A 24115-nucleotide genomic window follows, 5' to 3' on the forward strand; every position below is an offset into this window, starting at 1 on the left:
CCTTGGGTAGGATAAGTAGAGGTGAAATATTGCGGCGGCATTATACCTTGCAAGTGGGGGTCGGTAAATGCAAAATTGTGAAAAATTACCATTTGCCCGGAATTTTCAATGCAAGTCCCTAAAAACGATGTTTATACCGTGTCCCGTCTCAACGGCGAAGTACGGCAACTTCTGGAGGGACAATTGGGTCGGATTTGGCTGACCGGCGAAATATCCAATTTCTCATCCCCTTCATCCGGCCATTGGTACCTCACCCTCAAAGACAGCCACTCACAGCTGCGCTGCGCCATGTTCAAGGGCCGCAATACCACGGTGGCATTCAAGCCCATTAACGGCCAGCAGGTGTTGGTGCGGGGCAGTATCAGCGTGTATGAGCCCAGGGGCGACTATCAGCTGCTGATTGAAGCCATGTTTCCCGCTGGCGACGGCCTGCTGGCAGCCCAGTTTGAAGCCCTGAAGATGAAACTCGCCGCCGAAGGCTTGTTTGCCCAAGATACCAAGCGGACATTGCCTGAGTCGATTCAGCGCATTGGGGTTATCACCTCCCCCACGGGTGCGGCCATCCGCGATGTACTCCATGTACTCAAGCGGCGCGACCCAAGCATCGAGGTGGTAATTTACCCCACCGCAGTGCAGGGCTCCGGGGCAGACAAAGACATCATTCGAGCCATCGAGCTTGCCAATGAGCGCCTTGAAGTGGATGTGCTGCTGCTCACCCGGGGTGGCGGCAGCCTTGAAGACCTCTGGTGCTTTAACAGTGAAGCCCTGGCTCACGCCATCTACAACAGCGCTCTGACCATAGTGAGCGCTGTTGGCCACGAGGTGGATACCAGCATTGCCGACTTTGTCGCCGATGTCAGGGCCCCAACGCCTTCAGCGGGCGCAGAGCTGTTGTCGGGCGACCAGAGCCACAAGCTGCAAAAACTTGCCGGCGCCCTTGCCAGACTCACCCAGGGCTGGCGCCATTATGCGCTAAAGCGCCACTCAGGGCTGATAGCTCTGCAATCACGGCTCGACCGGCAAGACCCTAAACGCCAGTTGCAGCAGCAATCACAGCGCCTCGATGAGTTGGAGCTGAGGCTGACATCCAGCATTCAGAGGCGCCTCTCGTCCCACATACTGACCACAGAGCGCTTAAAGGCCAGGCTCGAGCGCCACTCACCTGCCCAGCGCTTGATGCTGGAGCGGCAGCGGCTCAGCTATCTCGATGAAAGACTGAAAGGCGCCATGGACGATATGCTGGAGCATGCCCAAACACGCCTCGGGGGGCTCAGCCACTCTCTCGCCAGCGTCTCCCCTCTGGCGACCTTAAGCCGCGGCTACTCCATCACCCGTGGGGTTGATGGCAAGGTGCTGACCCATGCAAGCAGCATGAAAGCCGGTGATACCCTGGAGACTCAGCTGGAACAGGGCTCACTTCTGGCCCGTGTCATTGAAGTTAAGCCGGAGTAACACAACTGACGGGTGCATGGGTTTTCCAGCCCTCTTAAGGACATAAATTGAGGACATAAAAAAGCCAGGCATCTGCCCGGCTTTTTTATTGACGCTTTGGTCCTATTGGTTGCCAACCGGCAATATCAGGCCTTCTTGCTCTTGATATGGCTCATCATCCGCTTGCGACGACGCTCCTGGCTAAGGGTCAGTTTTTCCTTGCGGCCTTCGAACGGGTTATCACCCTCGTGGAAACGCAGCTGGATTGGCGTACCCACCACCTTAAGCGCACGGCGATAGTAGTTCATCATGTAACGCTTATAGGAGTCAGGCAGTCGGCTTACCTGGTTGCCGTGAACCACGACGATGGGGGGATTGTAGCCACCCACGTGGGCGTATTTGAGCTTCACACGGCGACCATTCACCATGGGCGGCTGGTGATCGTCCTGTGCCATCTGCATGATACGGGTCAGCATGGAAGTGCTCACACGGCGGGTCGCGCTGTCGTAGGCCTCTTCGATAGACTCAAATAAGTGACCCACTCCTGTGCCATGAAGCGCAGAAATAAAGTGAATGCGGGCGAAGTCGATAAAGCCCAGACGACGGTCAAGCTCGGTTTTCACCCGGTCTTTCACGTCCTGATCCAAACCATCCCACTTGTTGACTGCAAGTACCAGAGCGCGGCCTGAGTTGAGCACAAAGCCCAGGAGCCCCAGGTCCTGCTCGGCAATGCCTTCATGGGCATCAATGACCAGCAGCACCACGTTGGCGTCTTCCACGGCCTTGAGGGTTTTGATAACCGAGAACTTTTCAATGACTTCGTGTACACGGGCGCGGCGACGCACACCGGCAGTGTCGATAAGCACATAGTTACGCCCCTCACGCTCCATGGGGATGTACACAGAGTCTCGGGTCGTGCCGGGCTGGTCGTATACCACTACCCGCTCTTCACCCAGAATACGGTTGGTCAGGGTAGACTTGCCCACATTGGGCTTACCGATAATGGCCAGCTTAATGGGCAACTCTGCCAAACGCTGCTGCTCGGCCTCGGCTTCTTCTTCGGTGTATTGGCGCTCATCGGCAACTACTTCGCCGTCGTCGTCGCGGGTCAAACCCATTGCTTCAGCAAAGGGCGCCAGTGCATATTCCACCAGACCGGTCACACCACGGCCCTGGGCAGCAGCCATCTGGTACACTTCGCCCAGGCCCAGCTGCCAGAATTCACCACAGGCGGAGTCGGCATCGATGCCATCAACCTTGTTGGCCACCACAAAAGTGATTTTATCGCGGCTGCGCAGGTGCTGAGCAATGGCCAAATCGGCGGCAGTGAGGCCGGCGCGGGCGTCGGTCATAAACAGCACCACATCGGCCTCTTCAATGGCAGCCAATGACTGCTCGGCCATCTTGGTCTCGATACCTTCTTCGCTGCCGTCGATACCGCCGGTATCCACCACAATAAATTCATAGCCAGACAGATGAGCCCGGCCGTATTTGCGGTCACGGGTCAGCCCCGGATAATCCGCCACCAAGGCATCCCGGGTTCTCGTGAGTCGGTTAAACAGGGTCGATTTGCCCACGTTGGGGCGACCCACCAGGGCCACTACAGGGATCATGCTTTTGCCTCTATAACAATCTTTTCAATAAAAAGCCCCCGGAACACACTTCCAGGGGCTTGGCAAGGTCAAACCTTGACTTAAGGAAGTGCGATGCGGGCCAGTTTGCCGCTGCGGCCCTGCACGTATATCTTACCATCGACGACCAGCGGCTGGCTGTAAAGGCCGTCGCTGTCGACTTCGATGCGGCCAACAATGCTGCCGTCGTTACGGTTGATAAAGTGCAAATAACCTTCAAAATCACCCACTACCAGGTAGTCATCAAACACTACGGGTGAAGTCAGTTCACGGTTGGCCAGCTCTGAATTGCTCCACAGCTCCAGACCGTTGCGACGGTCAAGTGCATAAATACGGCTGCTGTCTGCGACCAGATACAACTGCACACCGCTGGCGGCGAGCTCGTTGAAACTGGAATACTTACGGGTCCAGAGAACACGACCAGAGCGCATTTCCATGGACACCAGATTACCGTTGTAGCTCACAGCATACAGGTTGTCACCCACAGGCAGTGGTGTCATATCCACGTCAGCCATGCGGCTGAACTCATTTCCACCCTTTGGGGTGTAAATTGGCTGTTCCCACGCGGGCTGACCATTATCTTTCACGACCACGGCAACCTTGCCATCGGCGGTGCCCACAAAGAAACCACCAGCCTGGAAGGCTGCAGCACCTGTACCACGCAGGGTCAGGTTGGGCAGTGCGTTTTCGTAGCTCCAGCGCTTCTCGCCTGTATCTACATCAAAAGCATCCAGTGAACCTGAGCTGGCGTTGACCACCACGGTGTTTTCACCCACGGTAGGTGCCGACAGCAATTCGCCCGATGCCTGAACACTCCACACCACGGCGCCGGTCTCGGCATCGAGCGCAGCCAACAGGCCACTCTCACCACCCACAAACACCTTGCCGCGCGCGGCTGTCATGCCGGCTGCGAGGCGGGCACCTTTGTTTTTGCCCAGCAATCTGTCCTTAAACAAATCGCTGAAGTCCACTTCCCACAGCTTTTCGCCGCTGGCTTCATCGAACGCAACGACCAGCCCGTTACGCTCGGCGGCAAATATCTTGCCGTATTCCACTGCGGGACGCAGGCGCGAGTAATAGTCACCTACACCGCTTCCCACACTGGCGCTCCAGTTGATTTCAGGGAAAACGGTTGCGTTAAGCTCCTTGAGTTCACTGACGGGCTCTTCGTCCACGTCATTGGAGGAGCAGGCAGACAACACGGCCAAGCTCAGGCCGGCTGCCAGCAAATTCTTGCACCAAGACTTCATCGGCGACTTCCTTATGCCTGATTCAGGTTATCCAACTTCATTTTAAGAAGTGGGCTGGCAGAGATACCGCCCTTGTCCAGCGCAGCCTGATAGGCAGCCTTGGCTTTGTCGGTTTCACCCTGACTGGTCAGGATGTCGCCCTTGATTTCGTCGCGCTGAGCTTCGAAGGCGGTGTCGGTGATAGAGTCAAGGGTAGTAAGCGCCACAGCGCCCTGACCTTGTTCAGCCTGAATACGGGCCAGGCGCAATGTAGCAACGCTACCCAGGCTACCCGCGTCTTTGGCGGCAATCACCTTTTTCAAAGACTCTTCTGCTTTGGCGTAGTCTTTGGCTTCGACGGCGCTCTTTGCCACCATCATCTCAACCAGCAGGCTGTAACCTTGCTGATCGTGCTCAGCCTTGAAACCTTCGGCGGCCTTCAGTATGGCGGCTTCGTCGCTTGTGTTGGCACTGAGCTGCTGATAAGCCACGGAGGCGGCTTCTGCCTTGGCCACTTTCATATCGGAATAGGTATTCCAGCCATAAAGGCCACCCAGACCAACCACTGCACCTACCAGGATAGAGGTACCGTATTCTTTCCAGAAGCTCTTGATGGCCTCTACCTGTTGTTCTTCTGTGCTATAGATTTCCACGCGCACTTCCCCTTGTAATCAATTCCGATGTGGGAATTAAATCAATGCTTTAATTGTTTCTGCCAGCGCCTCGCGGGCCACCAGCTGTTGTTCGTTGTCATTGCGAAGCGGCTTGATGGCCACCTTGCCCTCGACCAGCTCATTATCACCAATGATAAGGGCCAGGGCTGCACCGCTCTTGTCGGCGCGTTTGATTTGCTTCTTGAAGTTACCACCACCACAGTGGCTCATAATGCGCACTCCGGGCAACGCCTGACGCAGCTCATTGGCAATCGCAAAGGCTGCCGGTACACAGCTGTCGCCCATGGCGGTTACATACACATCCACTGCGGCCGGTACGTCCTTGGCAAGCTCCAGGGTTTCCAGCAACAGCACTATGCGCTCAAGCCCCATGGCAAAACCCACGGCAGGGGTATCTTTACCGCCCAGCTGGCCCACAAGACCATCGTAACGACCACCGGCGAGTACAGTGCCCTGGGCACCCAGGCTATCGGTGACCCATTCAAACACAGTCCGGTTGTAATAATCCAGCCCGCGAACCAAACGGGGATTAACCCGGTATTGGATGCCAACGGCGTCCAAGAGTTCACGCAGGGTAGAAAAATGTGACTTGGACTCCTCACCGAGGTAGTCCATCAGAGCCGGCGCGTCACCGAGAATGGCCTGAATTTCGGGGTTCTTGGTATCCAATACCCGCAGCGGATTGCTGTACATACGACGCTGGCTGTCTTCGTCAAGCTTGTCTTTGTGTACTTCCAGGAAGGCTATCAGGGCGTCGCGGTACGCTGCACGCTCGGCACTGTCACCCAGGGTGTTGATTTCCAGCACCACATGCTCGGTCAGCCCCAGTTTTTGCCACAGCATGTTGGACAGCATCAGCACTTCGGCGTCGATATCGGCGCTGGCAATGCCATACACCTCAACACCAAATTGGTGGAACTGGCGATAACGTCCTTTCTGTGGACGCTCGTGACGGAACATGGGGCCTGTGTACCACAGACGTTGCTCCTGGTTGTAGAGCAAACCATGCTCGTTACCGGCACGCACGGTAGACGCAGTGCCTTCGGGGCGCAGAGTCAGGCTGTCGCCGTTTCTGTCCTCGAAGGTATACATTTCTTTCTCAACGATGTCAGTGACTTCGCCGATAGAGCGCTTGAAGAGATCGGTGCTTTCCACGATGGGAGTGCGGATTTCGCTGTAACCGAAGGCGGCGACGGCGTCGCGCAGCACTGCTTCGAGCTTTTGCCACACGGGAGACTGGGTTGGCAGAATGTCATTCATTCCGCGAATCGCTTGGATCTGTTTTGCCACTGTAATCGACTCGTTGGATAGCTAATATTTCAGAAATTCAAAATGTTGACCTAACGCCAACCGAGATGCCCTCCCCGATTGAGCCGGGCAAAGCGGTTAGCATTATAGGGGGTTGGGGGCCAAAGGTAAAACCAGCGCCAGCCCTAGTCTGCATCACCCTCTTGTACGGGTATCCGGTTGGCCATCAGGCTGGCCTTGGCGCGAATTTTGGCTTCCAGTGCATCCACCAGGTTATCGTTATCAAAACGTTCCTTCTGGCGGATACCATCGTCATAGTAACCACTCTTCTTGTGACCGCCTGCCAACCCCAAATGGGACACCAAAGCTTCGCCCGGACCGTTAACCACACAGCCAATGATGGACACATCCATCGCTGTGGTCACGTCCTCAAGACGCCTCTCAAGCTCGTTAACGGTTGAGATCACATCAAATTCCTGACGGGAGCAGGAAGGACAGGCGATAAAGTTGATACCACGGGAGCGGATACGCAGTGACTTGAGGATATCAAAACCCACTTTCACTTCTTCAACCGGATCGGCCGCCAGGGAAATACGCAGGGTGTCGCCAATGCCTTCGGCGAGCAACATCCCCAGGCCAACGGCGGATTTCACCGCACCGGCACGGGCGCCACCGGCCTCGGTGATACCAAGATGCAGTGGCTGTTTGATTTGTTTGGCAAGCAGTCGGTAAGACTCCACTGCCAGGAAAACGTCTGACGCCTTTACGCTTACCTTGAACTGGTCGAAGTTGAGGCGGTCAAGAATGTCCACATGGCGCATGGCGGACTCGAGCAGCGCCTCAGGCGTTGGCTCCTTGTACTTGTCCATCAGGTCTTTTTCGAGACTGCCGCCATTCACTCCGATACGGATGGGAATGTTTTTGTCACGGGCACAATCAACCACGGCGCGAATCCGCTCTTCGTTACCGATGTTACCGGGGTTGATACGCAGACAGTCCACACCGTACTCGGCCACTTTAAGGGCGATGCGGTAGTCAAAGTGGATATCGGCCACCAGCGGCACTTTTACCTGCTGCTTGATCTGCCTGAAGGCTTCGGCGGCATCCATGGTAGGCACAGAGACACGCACTATGTCGGCGCCAACATTTTCCAGGGCACGGATCTGCGCTACTGTAGCAGCCACATCCGTGGTACGGGTGTTGGTCATGGACTGGACAGCAATAGGCGCGCCGTCACCAATAGGCACGTTACCAACGTAAATGCGGGTGGAGGGGCGACGCTTGATGGGATTTTCGTTGAACATGGTCAAATACTTCTCACGCTGTTGCGCTTAACCGTTTTTGGGCAGACTGAATCTGGCCACCCTGCCCTTGGGGAACTCGTCGAGGCTCATGGCCTCACCGTTGATGCTGAGCTGTACAGCCTGTGGGGCACCGAGAATAAAGCTGAAAGGCGCCTTTCCACTGAGATTGATGGTCTGTCCGGCCTTACGCAGGTCACTCACAAGTACCTTACCTGTGGCATCCTTTACCTGTACCCAGCAATCGGCGCTGAATGACATGACTAAAGCAGACTGTCCGGGTGCGGCCGGGGAACTGGCTGTAACCTGTGGCGCAGCGTCAGTGTTGTTTGCTCTGATGTCAGAGGCGGTAGTGTCGGCAGCCGACGTGGTGCCCTGCTGCGCAGAAGGCAGCTCAGCGCTGCCCGCTGTGACCTCTTGCCCGGCCACCGGCATATCATCACCATTCACAGATGGCTCATAAGCGGCCTCTGACTCTGGCTGCTGGGACGTGTCTGTTTGCATCTGGGTGTCATTCCCCAGACGATGCATCAGGTCGTCCTGAATAGACGTTTGCCCGGCGGCTGCCACTTCTTCTGCTGTCGGCTTGGAGAAATCCACGGCCGCGGTATTAAAAAACTTACTGGTTTGCAGCCACCAAAACACCAATAAGGCAACCAGGATGAGGATCACCAGATAGGTGAGCATCAAGTAGCGCTTATCTCTGGCCTGACGCACGGTTTTTCTGGAAAAGCTTTGCATGGCCGGTTGGCTGACACCGGGCACCTGGCTGGCAAGACAGGCTTCCACCTTCTGTTTATCGGCTTCAACTATGCGGGCAAAGTTTTTGATATATCCACGGATATAAGTGGCAGATGAGATATTGCTGAAGTCGTCAGCTTCGAGATCTTTAACAACGGAGGGGCGCAAATGCAACGCAGTCGCCACATCGGCGACCGACATCCCCTTGGCTTCGCGGGCGGCCTTGAGGATTTGCCCCAGCGATTCTGTCGCTGGCGCTTCCTGCTCTTCGGAAGAAGGCGTTAATTCTTCATTCATTGATTCAAACTGGCCCGATATTCTTTGGCTTCTGGTGAAGCGGGAAATTTCGCCAGCAGCATAATGCCATATCGGCTGCTGGCATCTCGATTATTCAGTTGGCGTTCGATTTCTACACCCAGGGCGAGACTGGAAGCCGACTCAGGGATAACCGAATGCAAACGCTCCAGCATTCTTTTGGCTCCCTGGAAATCCTTGCTATCCATGGCAATTTCGGTCATTTCCAGCAGTGAGGTGGCTCGCCGAGGGTCATACTTTAGCGCCATATCAAAGTAGTGTCGCGCTTTTTCTATCTGTCCCGCATCGCGGCTGCACAGGCCAAGGTTTTCATAGCTGGATGCAGTGCGAGTGTACTTGGGTTGGTCAATGGCCTTTAAAAACATCTCTTCGGCTTCGCCGTAGCGCTTTTGCTGGCACAGAAACACCCCAAAGTTATTCATAGAGTCACCACTGGCGTTATTGGAACGCACAGCGTTGCGGTAGGCCTCTTCGGTGCGGGGAACGTCTCCTACTGTCTGATAGAAATAGGCCATGGCCACATGCACTTCTTCAAGTTGCGGTGCGTAGGCCATGGCTTTATCGAGGTTGAATTTAGCTTGTTCTGTATTGCCACGTTGTAAATAGGTCAGCCCCAACTGGGTACGTTCTTTTGCCGCCGCCACCTTATCGAAGGTGCGCTCGGACACAGGAATATCCGTGCCTGAGTAGGTTTGTTCGGTAACGCAGCCCGTCACCAGTCCCGACAGGATGGCGATCAGGGTTAAAGAAGGCAATCCTTGCTTCATGTTCAGACCTATTAATCTGTGCAAACAATGGGTTAATTCATTGTGACTGAAATCTGGCTTTCTTGCATGCGTTTTTTTGCCAGACGCTTGGTGCGATCACGGATATCCCCGGCGAGCTGACCACAGGCAGCATCGATATCGTCACCGCGGGTTTTGCGCACAATCACGGTCAGGTCGTATTCCATCAACACCTTGGCGAAACGGTCGATACGGGAGTTGGAAGAACGCCCGTATGGAGACCCCGGATAGGGGTTAAAGGGGATCAGGTTGATTTTACAGGGCGTATCCTTCATCAACTTGGCCAATTCATGGGCCTGATCTGTGCTGTCGTTGATATGGTCCAGCATCACATATTCCAGGGTCACGCGGCCACGGTTGGCGTTGGACTTCTCAAGGTAGCGACGGATGGCGGCCAAAAATTCCTGCAGCGGATACTTTTTGTTGATGGGCACCAGTACATCCCGGAGCTCATCATTTGGTGCGTGAATACTCACGGCCAACGCCACATCAATTACATCGCCAAGTTTATCCAGCGCAGGCACCACACCCGAAGTAGACAGGGTCACACGGCGCTTGGACAAGCCAAAACCATAATCATCCAACATGATATTCATGGCGGGAACCACGTTGGCGAGGTTAAGCAAAGGCTCACCCATGCCCATCATCACCACGTTGGAAATGGGGCGCTCGCCGGTTTCCTTCTGGAAGCCCAAAAAGTGCGATACCCGCCAAATCTGGCCAACGATTTCGGATACTGTGAGGTTACGGTTAAACCCCTGCTGCGCGGTGGAGCAAAAGGTACACTCGAGGGCACAGCCCACCTGAGATGACACACACAGGGTGGCGCGGTCGTCCTCGGGAATGTACACAGTCTCGACTTCCTGACCCTGACCTACGTTAATGGCAAACTTAATGGTGCCATCAGACGATTTTTGGTAACTGGTGATTTCAGGCGCGACAATTTCACAACGTGCGGCAAGCTTGGCACGCATGGCCTTATTAATGTTGGTCATCTGTTCGAAGTCACTGACACCGAAATGATAGATCCATTGCATTATCTGCTGGGCACGAAAGGGTTTTTCGCCCATTTCAGTCAGCAGCGCTTTCAGTCCCGGCAAATCCAGGTCCAGCAAATTGATCTTCTTTTCACTCATCAGACAAACCTCAAACCAGTTATTCCCACCACGGGGGGCCGCGAATTATACCGATCCATCACGAAATTCGCCAGCAGCCAAACCAAGTCTATGGTACCATGGCCGCCGGCCGATTTTGGCCTATGCTATGGAGCTATTTTAGCCTTTTATGGTTACCCTCATTATTATCATACTCGTTGCCGTGGGCGTTTCCTTTCTGTGCAGCGTGTTCGAAGCCGTGCTTCTGTCTGTGACTCCCAGTTATATCGCCTCACTGGACGAAAATAATCCCGCTGCAGCCAGCCGTCTGCGCGCCCAAAAAGACAATGTTGAAGCACCTCTGGTGGCCATTCTGACGCTAAACACCATTTCCCATACCGTGGGTGCGGCTGTGGCTGGTGCCCAGGCCGCCCATGTATTTGGTGACCACATGCTGGGTGTCTTTTCGGCAGTGCTTACCTTTATTATTCTGTTCTTCTCTGAAATCATCCCCAAAACCCTGGGTGCCAACTACTGGCGTACCCTGGCACCGTCAGTCAGCCTCGCGCTGCTGTGGATGGAGCGCGCTACCAAGCCGCTAATCTGGATGTCGCAGCAGGTCACCAAACTGTTGGGTAAAGGCGAAGAAGGCCAATACATTCGCCAGGAAATGAGTGCCATGGCGCGCATGGGGCACGAGTCCGGTGAATTGGATGCCCAGGAATCCCGTATTCTGACGCAAATTCTGTCGGTAAAAGAAATGCCGGTCACCAGCATCATGACGCCCAGAACCGTGATGTTCTCCGTGCCCATGTCGATGACATTGGAAGACTTTGCCAGTAAGCACATGGCCAAGCCCTTTAGTCGCCTGCCGGTATTTGGCGAAGATAACGATGACATTCAGGGCTTTGTAAACCGCACCGACATTTTGCTCGGGGTTCGTGACAATCCCGAAAACACCATGGCCAGCCTCAAGCGCAATCTGCTGGCAGTTCCCGAAACGGCCAAAATTTTGCCATTGCTTGAGCTGATGATTAAGCGCAATACCCAGATAGCTGTAGTGGTGGATGAATATGGCTCGGCTCAGGGTCTGGTAACCCAGGAAGACATTATTGAGTCCATGCTCGGATTGGAGATTGTTGACCTGAACGACCCGGCCATCGATATGCAGCGTCTTGCCAGACAATTATGGAAGAGACGCATCAAGGAGAAAGGCATTCGACTGTCAGATGACCAGGACGGAGACCTTCACTCATTCTGATTTCTGCCCGGCACTTGCCGGGCATTATTAATAAGGCGTTTTGTGCAGACTCCAGCTTATTACCTGCAACTGGCACACATCAACGATTGCCACAGTAACTTCGATCCCGTCGCCCTGAGCCTGTCAGTACCTCATGAAAACACCATGGTGCGCGTCGGCTGCCACAGCGGCGGATATGGCCGCATCGCAACCTTGCTCGATCAAGCCCGCGATAAGGCCCGGCGCGATAACCAGGCCTTTTTGTTTCTCCATGGTGGCGATACCTTCCAGGGCACCCTTTACTTTAACGAGTTTAAAGGCCGCGCCAACGCCAAACTGTTGAACATGCTCAGACCCGACGCAATAGTGCTGGGCAACCATGAAATCGACAGTGGCAATGCCCCACTCCACCGTTTTATTGAAGCCATTGATTTCCCCATGCTGGCCGGCAACATGGACCTGAGCGGCGAAGATCCCACCAAGGCATTCCCGTTGGCCCGCTTGCCCAATCTCTATTGCCTCGACCCGAGCACAGGATGTGCCAGAGTCATAAAACATCCCCTCGGTGACAGAGAGCTCGCCATTGTCGGCATCACGCTGGATCAGATGAGTGTTATCGCCAGACCCGATCCGGATACCCATTTCGCCAATGCGGTGGAAACCTGTGAGCGCACGGTGAAATCACTCAAGGCTGAAGGCATAGATCATATTCTGGTGCTCAGCCACCTTGGTCTCGATGGCGACCGCAAACTGGCTGCTGCCGTGGAAGGTATAAGTCTTATCGTTGGTGGCCACAGCCATACCCTGATGGGCGATTTTGCCGAGTTGGGATTATCCGCTGCGCCCTGGGGGGAACGCGTCAATGGCGTTCCCATTTTGCATGCGGGCAAGTATGCCGAAACACTCGGACTTGCCGGCATCTGCTTTGACAAGAACGGACAGGTTACCGCACTTGATGGTGCCAATTACCTGATGCTGGATGAACATCTGGTAATCGATGGCGGCAATGAAATGACACGAAGTGCCATCATCGCCAAGCTGAAGGCCCATCCAAGCGTTCTCTGGCCGGTGCAACATCCTCACGTTCAGCAGGTGATAGAGACAGAATTCCGGCCCGCTATCCGCGCCCTGGATCATCAGGTGCTGGCCATGGTGCCCAGAGAACTGGTACACACCCGCTTGCCCAGCAAGGCCCTGCCCCATGGCAGTGAAGTCGCCCCCTGGGTAAGCCGCGCCATGTACGAAGAGTCCCGCATTCTGGATGGTGCAGTGCAATTTGCACTGCATAACGCCGGCGGCGTCAGGCAGTCCCTCAGCCGCGGCCAAATTACCCTTGCCGATGTGCTTGGCCGCTTATTACCCTTTGAACTGCCACTGGTGAAATACGCCATCGAAGGTCAGTATCTGTTTGAGGCCCTTGAATCGGCTATCAACAGTGCCACCAATAACAGTGTGGTTGGCACAGGTGCGGGGAGTTTTCCCTATACCTTCGGTCTTAAGTATCACTACGATGGCCGTCGTCCCATGGGGGAAAGGGTGTTGTCGTTAACGGTCGCGCAAAATGGCCTTTGGGTACCAGTAAGGCGCCAACAGGTATATGTGGGGGTTTCATCGGCGTACACCGCATCGGGTAAAGAAGGGTATGATGCCCTCGCCTGCTGCCATTGGCAGGAGTCCATCGATGGCCTCACACTGCCCGGCGCTTTTATCCGCTTTATCCAACGCCACGGCGAAATCGCCGATGAGTTGGCGCCGCAGTTATCTTACGTGAGTCATCTTGGCTGACAGCACGGCTCATCCGCCTTCCGGGCGGCTGAGCCACTTTTTCATACTGAAATTCACCAGTATTTGCCCATGTCTTGGGTGTTCATTCCGGCAAAGCTCAGTGAATCCTCTTCTGAGAAAAAATGGCCTGGCAAAATAAGAGGCTTCGACGCTTAACCGCTGCACGCCGTCACGCCTGGCCTGCTGCTCAAGTACCCGATAGAGACTGGTTGCCACGCCGCAGCGCGCCAACGCTGGGGAAGTAAATAAACAGTCAATTTCCGCTTCACCAATGTCTTTTGGCAGCAAATTGATAAAACCCACAATCCCAGAATCCCTCCGGGCAACCCATACCTTTGAAGGCGCCAACCTCGCCAGCCAGGTTGCTTCATCCCGAAGCGCCGGTGACCAGGCTCGCCGCTCGGCCTCGCTGTAATACTCAGATGCTCCCTGCACCGCCTCGTGGAACAGCCGGGCAATTGGCGCCAGATCCGAGGGGCGCATTTCAGCTATGTAAAATGGCAGAGGCAATGTCATGGCAAATCCGGGCAATACTTCCCCGGACTTTTGCTGAAAATAGCGGCCCTCGTTAATAAAGCCTTTGGCGGCAAAAAGTGGCGCGGAGAGTAATGAGGCATCTGTGGTGAGCGAGCCAATGCCCAGCGCGGGCGCCTGACGGACAAGTGCATCCAGGAGTTTACCGCCAACACCTCTGCCCTGATGTGCCGGTGCAACATAAAGATGACCTATATACCCCTTGTCAGGATATCCAAGCTCGCAATCAATAAATCCCACCACCTCGTCAACATCCTGAGCCACCAACACCAGACTGCGGCCAAGCCTTGAGCGCCAATAGCGTCTATCCCTGATGCCGCAGCTCCAGGCTTCGCATTGCGCCTGGGTATAACCTTTACCGGCTGCTGCCCGCACCGCCTGATGAAATACTTTGGCAATGTGAGGGTAATGGCTTGAATGGAGGGAAACTATCTGCATCTGCGTTCTGGCTATCAAAGGGTGAGTGATTCGATATTGATAAGTTTTATATTCATGGCACAAACGCTGCCGTCGGTATGATGAAAACGCCTTCAAACATCATCGAGCAACGGCCGCAGCATGGCCTCAAGCCCGTTGAGTTTGACTTCATAGATAAGGGCCAATTCTTCCCCCAAACGCCCCTCTGGAAATCCATTGGACTTGAACCACACCAGGTAAGGTTCTGGCAACTCCAGCAGCCGCCGTCCAGCATATTTACCAAAGGGCATTTTGCGATTTATCGCCACTTTCAAAGACTTGGTGTCCATTAACTTTCCATACTGGCATCTGTTGGGGCAAAGGGTACTTCAGCTCCCCCAGTTTCACCCGGCCCCATTAAGAACATTTGGGAATATATTTTTATATTTTAATAACCACAATCAATAACTATTTGAAAGACGTAAGCTAATCACACCGATATCAATCAAATGAATGAGTTAACTCTGCCTGAAATTCACAGTTAACAGTTTGTTTGTTAACAATATTATCCATATGTTACCGTTCAATGCGATGCACGACATATTTTTGACTTCTGACGTAAAAATGCCAAAGTCATGACGCGGCGCCAAAAATAAAAAAGCGTCAAAAATCAGGTAATTGACCATATACACCCCAGGCACTAGATTGAGCTTACCGTAGGTTGTGCGTAAGCAGGGACCTCACTGTAAATCACAGGCCCAAAAGCAAATACAGGGGTAAAAAGATGATTATTCTGGTCGGCGGTGAAAAAGGTGGCAGCGGCAAGAGCTGTCTTGCACAAAACATAGCCGTGTTTCTTACCAAGGAATGCGGAGGGTCTGTGATCATGGTTGACTGTGATCCTCAGCGTACCACCTCAGATTGGATCCAGGCCCGCAACAATAATCCCAAGCTTCCCGCAATCAATTGTGTGCAGCTGTATGGCAAAATTCGTAACGATTTGCTGAGCCTCGAACAGCACTACGATTATGTCATCGTGGATTGTGGTGGTCAGGACAACCTGGCGCTGCGTGCCACCATGTCTGTGGCCTCTCATATCCTGATGCCACTGCGTCCCAAGCGCCGCGATCTCAAGACCGTGAGCCACATGGACGACGTGGTTGCCACCTGTATGATGATAAACCCCAAGATGAAGGCATCCTTTGTCATTACTCAGTGCCCGACGCTGCCCAATCAGTCCAACCGGATTTTGGAAGCCAAGGAAGTCTGCCGTACTTACGACATTAATGTGCTCGACGCCATCACTTACTCACGCAATATCTATGACGACAGTGAAGAGTCTGGCCTGTCGGTGATAGAAATCGATCACGAAGGCAAAGCCGCCGATGAAATTCGCGCCATTGCCTGTGAAATGCTGGGTGCTGCCAATGCTCAGGAAGTGCGTAATCAGTTGCAGCAGACTCAAATCAGTAAAATGAGAGGTCAATATGGGACTGGCAGATCTCAAGAAAAACTCTACGCCGTCTGATAACCGGCTGACGTTGGCCACTTGTATTGAAGATTTTATCGAAGGGGCCAACCTGTATGCCATGGGGCTGCCACAACAGCGTGGTGCGGTGATATCACTGGAGAACCACCGGTTGCGTCAGGGGACGGTAAAACCCCAGGCGAAGAAGCGCAGGCCCAATTTCAGAAAAGCGACCTTTACCTTAAGCGAGCCCGCCATCGCCCATCTGGCCGAAATGGCCAGTGACTGTGATGTCGCAAAATCAAAGCTGGTGCGCTTTTTAATCGAACACCACTACCAGTTAACAACAGAGGAACGTCAGCACATAGAGCGCGCCCTCACTATAGATTGAAAGATTCAGCATCAACCTCCCGCCCCTTTTGCTGGCAGCATACAAGGTTTTTAACATTGAGCTGCCAGATTTTTTCATTTGTTCAACATACCATCTGGCAATTACCCTGAGTTACGTACATAATCCCTCCAAACGCTCTCCTTCGCCAAAATCAAAACAGAAGCTACTGTAAAAACGACAAAAAATGGCACTTTTACCCAAATTCAGTAGCGTGGGAATACTGCTTTTCCTGACATCTACCTCTTTATGGGCAGAGTTCTCCTTAAGCGAAATCCCACCTATCAGCAATAAAACTCCCATCACTCTGGTAGCCGAAACCGGCTTCTGGACTGACTATCTGCAGACACAAATGCTACCGGCCTTCACCATGCAAACTGGTATTGACGTCAAGGTAGTCAGTACGCCGCTTGACAACATGTTCAGCTTGCAACAAACCTCCCTCAGGATGGCCAAAGGAGAGTTCGATCTGCTGTCGATGGAGGCGGGTTGGGCAAAAGAATGGGCGGCCAATGGATATACAGTGCCGCTGGAAGAGCTGGCAGGGCTATACGATCCGGGCGGTGCCAAAGCCATGGCACATTACTTGGAGCCCTATTACCCCGCGCTGCTGAGCATTCTGTCTTATCGGGGAGAAGTTCACGCCATCCCCTACAACAATTACGTGATGGGCAATCACTTTCGGCGCGATCTGTTTGAAAATGCTGACGAGAAAACGCATTTTGCCGAACGCTATGGCTATCCCCTCGAAGCGCCAACCACGCTTGCACAACTTAAAGATCTTGCTGAGTTTTTTACCCGAAAACCAGGTGACCTGTTGGCAGGTAAGCTGCTGAAACAGCCTTTTTATGGGGTTGCGCTGATGTCTGGTAACAAGCCCCACATCAACGATGAATTTTCAGCCATTTTATGGAGCATGGGTGGTCGCTGGCTTATTCCTGTTTATGAAGATAACGGCCGGCTACATCACTTCGACGTCAGCCGTTCCCTGGAGAAAAAACTGCAAGTCGCAGATTACTATCAGTCCCTCAAGCGTTTTGCCATTCCCGCCGACGACGCCTTTGCCTTTAACGAAGCCGCCGATGCCCTCGCCAATGGTCGGGTCGCCATGTGGCCCTTTGCCTATAACAACTTATGGTATAAGTCCGCCGTCGTTGAGAAAAAAGTGGAAGGTGCACGTCTCGACGTGGCTCAGGTAGCAGGAGGCAAACCCTACGTCGGTGCCTATGCCTTTGCAGTAAGTTACGACAGCCGCAACCCGGAGGCAGCGTACTGGCTTCTGAAATACATGGGATCGTTTCAGGCGCAATATGATTACGCCATGGGCGGCGGTAATCCCTGTCGTATGGATGTGGCTACCCACACCGATTTCCAAAATCCCGCCCTGAAAGCCATAGGTGGCGCTTTTATGGCGAGCCACCAGGCGAACCTGGCCTGGGCCGGTGAGATACGCACCATGGGACACTTTACCAGTTCTGTCATGGGTCAGATTTACCCCGAGCTGGCAAAAACCTGCTTTGCCGTGAGCCGCCAACCCAACCATGCCAGTCAATACTTCGGCGAGCTCAACCACACCATCCTGGAACTGCAAAATAGCCTGGGAGAAACCGCGGCAATGGAAAAATAGCCCGAATGCGACAGTTACAGAGCCTGAAGCGCAAACTCACCATACTGTTTTACTTGATTGCTTTAATGACAGTCGGGATTGGGATTATTGCAGTTTCTCTGTCGCAGTCACTGAAATTGCAGGTGGATGCCATGGTGGCCAACGATCTGGCAGAGGTTCGTCTGGCCATGTCCCAGGTGAGGCTGGCAGAGCAATTGCAGACGACCGTCGCCAAACTCGAAAACGTGGTCGATGACAAGGAGCGCAGCACCCTGCTAAGGGAGTTGTCGGCCCAGTGGCAGCAATTACTGACCGGCACTCAAAAACTTGGCAGCTTTCACCACAGTGACGACCAGACATCGGCGCTTGGTGAGCAGGCGATGATGCAGCAGCAGATGCTGAGCACACTGGCGCGACTGGACGAGTTAAGCAGCCAGGCGCTGCTATCCCGATTACAGGTCGCCAACCTTATTCAGAACCTCAACGACATGCAGGCCGGTTTTGTCAAGGAATACAGAGACTACCTCGGAACTCTGGATGAACAAGCCCGGGATGCCATGGCCAAGGGCAACATTCCGGCTCTGAATACCCTGCTCGCAGACCATCGTATCAACTCGGAGTTTTTGCATCTGGGTGAACGGTTGTTTGCCACTCTGCTGCGAACCACAGAGCATATGCCCTCGATGGAGATCAATACGCTGCAGCGCCAAAGCCTGAGACTCTTGCGGGAAATGGAGCCCTTGGTAACACAGCTCAATGACAAGGAATCGGCGAACAATTGGCTGGCACAGCTGAAATATCAAATGGTCGGTACTGACAACCTGTTTGAGCTCAGCCGCAACCAACAAAAGCGCCGCGCCGTGGCGGGGACGCATTTTGACGAGCATGCGAGTATGGCCCGCCTAAGTGCAGACTTCTTCCAGGAAGAGTTCCGTCACAGAGATGAAGACATCCGCAACGCCGGCCTGGACCTCAAGCGGGATGCCATGGCTTTTTTGGTGTTGATTGTTGTGGCCGGCATCGTATATTGCGGGCTGATTTGGCTCACCAACTGGCACTTTATTGCCAAAGGGATCATCAATCCCGTGATTGCCACCCGCAATGCCATGAACGACATAGTCAATGAGAAGCTGGATACTGTTCTGCCCAAGGCCGACAATTTAGAGCTTCAGCAGATGGTCAGTTCACTCGAAACGCTCAAGAGCTACGCCGCTCAGGTAAAAGCCATCTCAGAAATTGACGGCCTGACCGGCATTCACAATCGGCGCTACTTTGACCTCAAGCTCGATGCCGCGCTTGCCCGTCACAGTCGGGAGCACATCCAACTCGGGCTAATCATGTTTGACCTGGATTATTTCAAGCAATTCAACGACACCTACGGCCATCTGGCCGGGGATCAATGTCTTAAAGATGTGGTAAACCGGATAAAGCAGCTATTGCCCAATGGCAGTGAAACCTTTGCCCGCTATGGCGGCGAGGAATTTGTTCTGCTACTGCAGGACTACGACTGGCGGGCCTTACGGCAGATCGCCGAAGAGATCCGTGAGAGTGTTGCCAACCTGGCCATTCCCCATCGCGGGGCCCCCGAAGGTATAGCGACTCTGAGCATGGGCATAGCACACCTGCCACAAGATCAGCAGGTTACGGCGCAGGAATTGATTGCAACCGGAGATACTGCATTGTACCGGGCAAAACGCCGTGGCAAAAACTGTTGTGAATTCATGGTTGTCAGCTCAGGCTACGAGCCCAAACCCGGTGATCCCTTGATTTAATTGTCACCAAACCCCATTGAGGTTAAAAGGAAATCAATTGGGAGCAACATGGCGGCACTTATCATCGTCAGTTTTCTGGGGATACTCGGTATTTACTGGATAGCCTCGGGCCCTTCCCGTCGCCACAAACGACACCAGAATCTTGCCAGGGGCGTATTTCCAGCCAGCTGGCGCGCCATACTCAAGAAACGGGTAGCCCACTACCCTTTGCTGCCGGATCACCTGCAACAGGAGCTCAGGCGAAAAATTCTGATTTTTCTCGGAGAGAAACAATTTATTGGCTGCAATGGCTTTGAAATCACCGACGAAGTCAGAGTTACCATTGCCGCTCAGGCGTGCCTGCTACTGCTTAACCGAGACAGCGATTTCTACCCGGGCCTCAGGCAAATTCTGGTGTATCCCAACGCCTTCTATGTAAATCGCAGTGAGCGGGACGCCGCCGGCGTGGTGTGGGAGCGCCATGCCCTGCTTTCCGGTGAGTCCTGGAGCCAGGGACAGGTGTTGCTCTCATGGCACGATGTCACTGAAGACTGCCGGCACCCCTTCGATGGGTTTAACGTCATCATCCATGAGTTTGCACACCAACTGGATCAGGAAGATGGCCAGGCCGACGGCGCGCCGCCGCTGCCCAGCAGTGAACGTTACCAAAGCTGGTCGAGCATCATGCAACGGGAATACGACCTCCTGTGCCAGGCTGCAGACGCCGCTCAGCCAAGCCTGTTCGACTATTACGGCGCCACCGCACCTGCCGAGTTCTTTGCCGTCGTCAGCGAAACCTTTTTCACCCGGCCAGAACCCTTCGCAGCCCACCACCCAGAGCTCTATGAAGAATTTGCGCGTTTTTACCGGTTGGATCCGGTCCAGTGGCGATGATATGGTGGCAAAAACACCATAAAAACGAGATGAATCAATGATAAGAAAAGCATTGTTACTGGCGGCTCTGCTTGTGAGCAGCCAGAGTATGGCAGGAGAGCATGAACAACAGCAGGCCACCCAAGTGCTCGACGCCCTGCACCAGCACGCGGCGAGCGCCAATTGGGATGCGTATTTTTCGCTGTACACTCAGGATGCGGTGTTTCTCGGCACCGACGCCAGCGAGCGCTGGGGCATGGCGGAGTTTCGCCAATATGCCAGTCCCACCAAAGGCTGGCGCTATGAGCCTCGTCGCCGCGACTTTGTGGAACACGGCGACACCATCATGTTTGATGAGCTGTTGTATAACGAAAAATACGGCCTTACCCGAGGCAGCGGCGCCCTGGTTAAAACCGCTGATGGTTGGCGGATTTTGCAATATCACCTGAGCTTTGCGGTACCCAACGATGTATCCAAAGACATCGCCAGGCAAATCATGGCGTTTGAGGCCAAATCAAAGGCTCAGTGACGCACGGCCACCGAGAAACACACATTGGCGAGTTGGGTAAAGTGGGTAAAACTGCCAAACTCATCATCGCCAAAATTGCGGCCCGATACGCCCCTGTCAGCATAAAACAGCCCTATCACCTTGCCGTCCATTTCCAATGGTGCCAGTAAAAAGCCGCTCTTGGCCAAACGCTTGCGTAAAGGCTCATCCAGATTGAGCCGCCAGCGTGGCGAATCGGGGGAGTCGATGTTTAAGGGCTGTTTTAAATCAATCACATGACGAAACAGATGATCGGGCTCAGTAATATCAATAACAAAGTCACGCTTGATGTTGTCAGCATTGTCGCCAAGCACAATACGGGGCTGGAGCATCTTGCGACTGGGCGACAACAGCAGCACAGCGCAACTATCCACCCCCACACCGTTTAATATCCCCTCCAGCGTGGTTTGCATCACCTGATTGATATCGGCCTTGGCCACCGCGAAACCAGTGAGCTCACGGAGCTTTTTCAGCTGTACATTCACATCCCCTTCGCGCCAACGCCCTTCATTGAGGCTTTCCTGGTTTTCCATCAAGCGATTGGGGTTTGGTAAAAACTCCACCAATACCTTGGCGCCATAGGCATCGGCCAGCTTGTGGGTCGCATTGGTACATTGAATCGCCCTGGCCTTAAAATCATCGGGTTTCAACCCCATCATTTCGGCGCCCTGACGCACCCGCTTTTCAAGCTCGGCGTGGTCGGGATAGGTCTCTGCCAGCTCCTGCACCAGCTTGTTGGCCACAAAAATGGCGCGGATTTCCGGCATCCGCTCATCGGGATTGTTGAGTGACTTGATGAGCACTTCACCAAGCCCCCAATTACGCGCCAATCCCTGAGTCAGTTGGCTGAAACTGGTCCCCAGATGTTCACGAACCTGAGAGAGCACTGCAGCTGGATCTTCGACGCCGTCAAGGGCTCTGTCCAGTTCATTGGCGAGTGGGCCCCCCATGCTCCAAAAGGCGCTTTCACCAAGGTGGTATAACAGCGCGGCAATAAAGGCTTCTTCCTGCATTTCTTCATCGTGGGCAGCAAGCATCATCCTGGCCAACATGGCCGCCTGAAATGAGCGTGCCATCAATTTCAGCAGCCTTTGATACACACCGGGAGTGAGATTTTTATTTTCCAGCAAGCTGGAGAGGAGTTTGGCGGTAATACAGATATTACGAATGGTATCAAAACCCAACACCACGGCGGCGCGGCTCACTGTCGTGACCTGGCTGATGCCCTTGTTATAGGTAGCACTGTTTGCCACACGCAGGATACGGGATGTGAGGGCATTGTCGTGCATCACGCTACGGCCCAGTATCGCCATAGAGGAGACATCATCCTTTGCCAACTTTTCCAGGGTTTTTACCGTTGAGCACAGGGCAGGCATTTCCTGCTCACTGATCCTCTTGGTCCAATAATCCACACCCTTGGGTTCGCCAACGTTGTTTTTCAATGGAGGTTCACATGTGAAGAGAATGTTTTCCGATTATAGACAGGGATTTGCCGGTAAGGCGACTGCCCGGCGTCAACTTTTAACTGGCAGGTCAAATTTACGGCACCAAAAGTGGATTATCAAAAAAAAGCGGCCCAAGGAAGGCCGCAAAACACAAGCAACGTGGTTGAAAACAACAGCATGGGAAGTCTCACCCAGAGGGAGAGAAAAGCCCCGCACGGCACGTAGGAAACCGTGCAGGGTAAAAGGGAGCAACGACTATCAGTGGAACTGTTCTTCCTCGGTGGAACCGGTGAGTGCGGTCACTGACGAGGCACCGCCCTGGATGATATTGGTCATCTTGTCGAAATAGCCGGTGCCCACTTCCTGCTGGTGTGCCACAAAGGTATATCCCTTGCTGGCGGCAGCAAACTCGGCTTCCTGAACTTTCTCCACATAGTGCTTCATGCCTTCGCCACGGGCGTAGTCGTACGCCAGGTCGAACATGTTGAACCACATATTGTGGATACCTGCCAGGGTGATGAACTGATACTTGTAACCCATGTCAGACAAGGCCTGCTGGAACTTGGCGATAGTCGCATCGTCCAGGTTCTTCTTCCAGTTGAAAGAAGGTGAGCAGTTATAGGCCAGCAGCTGATCCGGGTACTTGGCATGGATGGCCTCGGCAAAGCGACGGGCTTCTTCCAAATCTGGCTTGGCAGTTTCACACCAGATAAGGTCGGCATATGGTGCATAAGCCAGACCGCGGGCGATGGCCTGGTCCAGACCGGCACGGACACGGTAGAAACCTTCACTGGTGCGCTCACCTGTGATGAAGTCGCTGTCGTATGGGTCGCAATCCGAGGTCAGCAGATCGGCAGCATTGGCGTCGGTGCGGGCAATAACCAGGGTTTCTACCCCAGATACGTCAGCTGCCAAGCGGGCCGCAACCAGCTTTTGTACCGCTTCCTGAGTGGGCACCAACACCTTGCCGCCCATGTGACCGCATTTCTTCACCGAAGCCAGCTGATCTTCAAAGTGCACACCGGCGGCACCGGCATCAATCATGGATTTCATCAATTCGTAAGCATTGAGTACACCACCAAAGCCGGCTTCGGCATCGGCCACGATTGGCAGGAAGTAATCAACGAATTTGTCATCTTCCGGGCCTACGCCGTTGCTCCATTGGATCTGGTCGGCGCGGCGGAATGAGTTATTGATACGGCCAACCACAGCAGGCACAGAGTTGGCGGGGTACAGCGATTGGTCCGGGTACATGGTGCCGGCCAGGTTGGCATCGGCGGCCACCTGCCAGCCAGACAAATAGATGGCTTCAATGCCAGCCTTGGCTTGCTGTACGGCCTGACCACCGGTCAGGGCACCGAGAGAGTTTACATAACCTTTCTTGGCACCACCGTTGACCAGGTCCCACAGTTTGGCTGCACCACGCTGGGCCACAGTGTTCTCGGGCACAAATGAGCCGCGCAGTGAAACCACTTCTTCGGCAGTATAAGGACGGCGCACACCTTTCCAGCGTGGGTTTTCGGCCCAGTCCTTTTTCAGTGCGTCAATTTGTTCCTGGCGGCTGATGTACTTGCTCATGGTGACTCTCCTTTGGGGTGTTAGGGTCTGCCCGCCACGCATGTGGCGGGTAAGA

At 54.0% G+C, this 24115-nt stretch carries 21 protein-coding genes; 9 read left to right on the forward strand and 12 right to left on the reverse strand.

Annotated elements, in window-relative coordinates:
- The first annotated feature begins 108 nt into the window (after positions 1–108).
- A complete protein-coding gene (xseA, locus tag K0H63_RS13100) occupies positions 109–1452 on the forward strand; it encodes an exodeoxyribonuclease VII large subunit (protein ID WP_220065059.1) in 1344 nt (447 codons plus the stop codon).
- 125 nt (positions 1453–1577) lie between these two features.
- Here the strand turns inward: xseA and der are convergent, their stop codons facing one another.
- The 8 genes from der to rlmN form a co-directional block, all read right to left on the reverse strand.
- Positions 1578–3044, reverse strand: coding sequence for a ribosome biogenesis GTPase Der (gene der / locus K0H63_RS13105; RefSeq protein WP_220065060.1), 1467 nt, complete (start codon positions 3042–3044; stop codon positions 1578–1580).
- Positions 3045–3124: 80 nt separating this feature from the next.
- The gene (gene bamB / locus K0H63_RS13110) at positions 3125–4312 is read right to left on the reverse strand and encodes an outer membrane protein assembly factor BamB (RefSeq protein ID WP_220065061.1); all 1188 of its coding nucleotides are present in this window, start codon (positions 4310–4312) and stop codon (positions 3125–3127) included.
- A gap of 11 nt (positions 4313–4323) precedes the next feature.
- Entirely contained in the window at positions 4324–4944 is a 621-nt protein-coding gene (locus K0H63_RS13115) for a tetratricopeptide repeat protein (RefSeq protein ID WP_220065062.1), read from the reverse strand.
- 36 nt (positions 4945–4980) lie between these two features.
- The gene (gene hisS / locus K0H63_RS13120) at positions 4981–6255 is read right to left on the reverse strand and encodes a histidine--tRNA ligase (protein ID WP_220065063.1); all 1275 of its coding nucleotides are present in this window, start codon (positions 6253–6255) and stop codon (positions 4981–4983) included.
- Positions 6256–6398: 143 nt separating this feature from the next.
- On the reverse strand, positions 6399–7517 hold the full coding sequence (gene ispG / locus K0H63_RS13125) for a flavodoxin-dependent (E)-4-hydroxy-3-methylbut-2-enyl-diphosphate synthase (protein ID WP_011760477.1): 1119 nt from the start codon (positions 7515–7517) through the stop codon (positions 6399–6401).
- Positions 7518–7544: 27 nt separating this feature from the next.
- Positions 7545–8552, reverse strand: a complete 1008-nt coding sequence (locus tag K0H63_RS13130; protein WP_220065064.1) for a RodZ domain-containing protein — start codon at positions 8550–8552, stop codon at positions 7545–7547.
- Positions 8549–9337 (reverse strand): type IV pilus biogenesis/stability protein PilW, encoded by a 789-nt coding sequence (gene pilW / locus K0H63_RS13135; RefSeq protein ID WP_220065065.1) that lies wholly within the window; start codon positions 9335–9337, stop codon positions 8549–8551. Before pilW ends, K0H63_RS13130 begins: the two co-directional genes overlap by 4 nt.
- 32 nt (positions 9338–9369) lie before the next feature.
- Complete coding sequence (gene rlmN / locus K0H63_RS13140) at positions 9370–10491, reverse strand: dual-specificity RNA methyltransferase RlmN (protein WP_011760480.1); 1122 nt, start codon at positions 10489–10491, stop codon at positions 9370–9372.
- 148 nt (positions 10492–10639) lie between these two features.
- Between rlmN and K0H63_RS13145 the strand changes: the two genes are divergently transcribed.
- Together K0H63_RS13145 and K0H63_RS13150 are read left to right on the forward strand one after the other, a co-directional pair.
- Positions 10640–11710, forward strand: coding sequence for a CNNM domain-containing protein (locus K0H63_RS13145; protein WP_220065066.1), 1071 nt, complete (start codon positions 10640–10642; stop codon positions 11708–11710).
- A gap of 42 nt (positions 11711–11752) precedes the next feature.
- Positions 11753–13474, forward strand: a complete 1722-nt coding sequence (locus tag K0H63_RS13150; RefSeq protein ID WP_220065067.1) for a bifunctional metallophosphatase/5'-nucleotidase — start codon at positions 11753–11755, stop codon at positions 13472–13474.
- A gap of 9 nt (positions 13475–13483) precedes the next feature.
- Here K0H63_RS13150 and K0H63_RS13155 read toward each other — a convergent pair whose 3' ends face one another.
- Together K0H63_RS13155 and K0H63_RS13160 are read right to left on the reverse strand one after the other, a co-directional pair.
- A complete protein-coding gene (locus K0H63_RS13155; RefSeq protein WP_220065068.1) occupies positions 13484–14446 on the reverse strand; it encodes a GNAT family N-acetyltransferase in 963 nt (320 codons plus the stop codon).
- 92 nt (positions 14447–14538) lie between these two features.
- Entirely contained in the window at positions 14539–14754 is a 216-nt protein-coding gene (locus K0H63_RS13160; protein ID WP_220065069.1) for a DUF3820 family protein, read from the reverse strand.
- A 434-nt stretch (positions 14755–15188) separates the two neighbouring features.
- Between K0H63_RS13160 and K0H63_RS13165 the strand changes: the two genes are divergently transcribed.
- The 6 genes from K0H63_RS13165 (at position 15189) to K0H63_RS13190 (ending at position 21019) form a co-directional block, all read left to right on the forward strand.
- The gene (locus K0H63_RS13165; protein ID WP_011760485.1) at positions 15189–15932 is read left to right on the forward strand and encodes an AAA family ATPase; all 744 of its coding nucleotides are present in this window, start codon (positions 15189–15191) and stop codon (positions 15930–15932) included.
- The gene (locus K0H63_RS13170; protein ID WP_220065070.1) at positions 15892–16263 is read left to right on the forward strand and encodes a CopG family transcriptional regulator; all 372 of its coding nucleotides are present in this window, start codon (positions 15892–15894) and stop codon (positions 16261–16263) included. The genes K0H63_RS13165 and K0H63_RS13170 overlap by 41 nt, the downstream gene beginning before the upstream one ends.
- 184 nt (positions 16264–16447) lie before the next feature.
- Entirely contained in the window at positions 16448–17887 is a 1440-nt protein-coding gene (locus K0H63_RS13175) for an ABC transporter substrate-binding protein (protein ID WP_258405579.1), read from the forward strand.
- 5 nt (positions 17888–17892) lie between these two features.
- Positions 17893–19638, forward strand: coding sequence for a GGDEF domain-containing protein (locus K0H63_RS13180; protein WP_220065071.1), 1746 nt, complete (start codon positions 17893–17895; stop codon positions 19636–19638).
- 48 nt (positions 19639–19686) lie between these two features.
- Entirely contained in the window at positions 19687–20511 is an 825-nt protein-coding gene (locus tag K0H63_RS13185; protein ID WP_220065072.1) for a M90 family metallopeptidase, read from the forward strand.
- Between the two features lie 37 nt (positions 20512–20548).
- Entirely contained in the window at positions 20549–21019 is a 471-nt protein-coding gene (locus K0H63_RS13190; protein ID WP_220065073.1) for a nuclear transport factor 2 family protein, read from the forward strand.
- Here the strand turns inward: K0H63_RS13190 and K0H63_RS13195 are convergent.
- Both K0H63_RS13195 and aceA read right to left on the reverse strand, forming a co-directional pair.
- Positions 21013–22479, reverse strand: coding sequence for an HDOD domain-containing protein (locus tag K0H63_RS13195; protein ID WP_220065074.1), 1467 nt, complete (start codon positions 22477–22479; stop codon positions 21013–21015). The two genes, K0H63_RS13190 and K0H63_RS13195, sit on opposite strands and share 7 nt — an antisense overlap.
- Positions 22480–22740: 261 nt before the next feature.
- Positions 22741–24060: an isocitrate lyase gene (gene aceA / locus K0H63_RS13200; RefSeq protein WP_011760492.1), complete on the reverse strand. Its 1320-nt coding sequence runs from the start codon at positions 24058–24060 to the stop codon at positions 22741–22743.
- Positions 24061–24115 lie beyond the last annotated feature (55 nt).

This window comes from Shewanella zhangzhouensis (assembly GCF_019457615.1).
Lineage (GTDB): Bacteria > Pseudomonadota > Gammaproteobacteria > Enterobacterales > Shewanellaceae > Shewanella > Shewanella zhangzhouensis.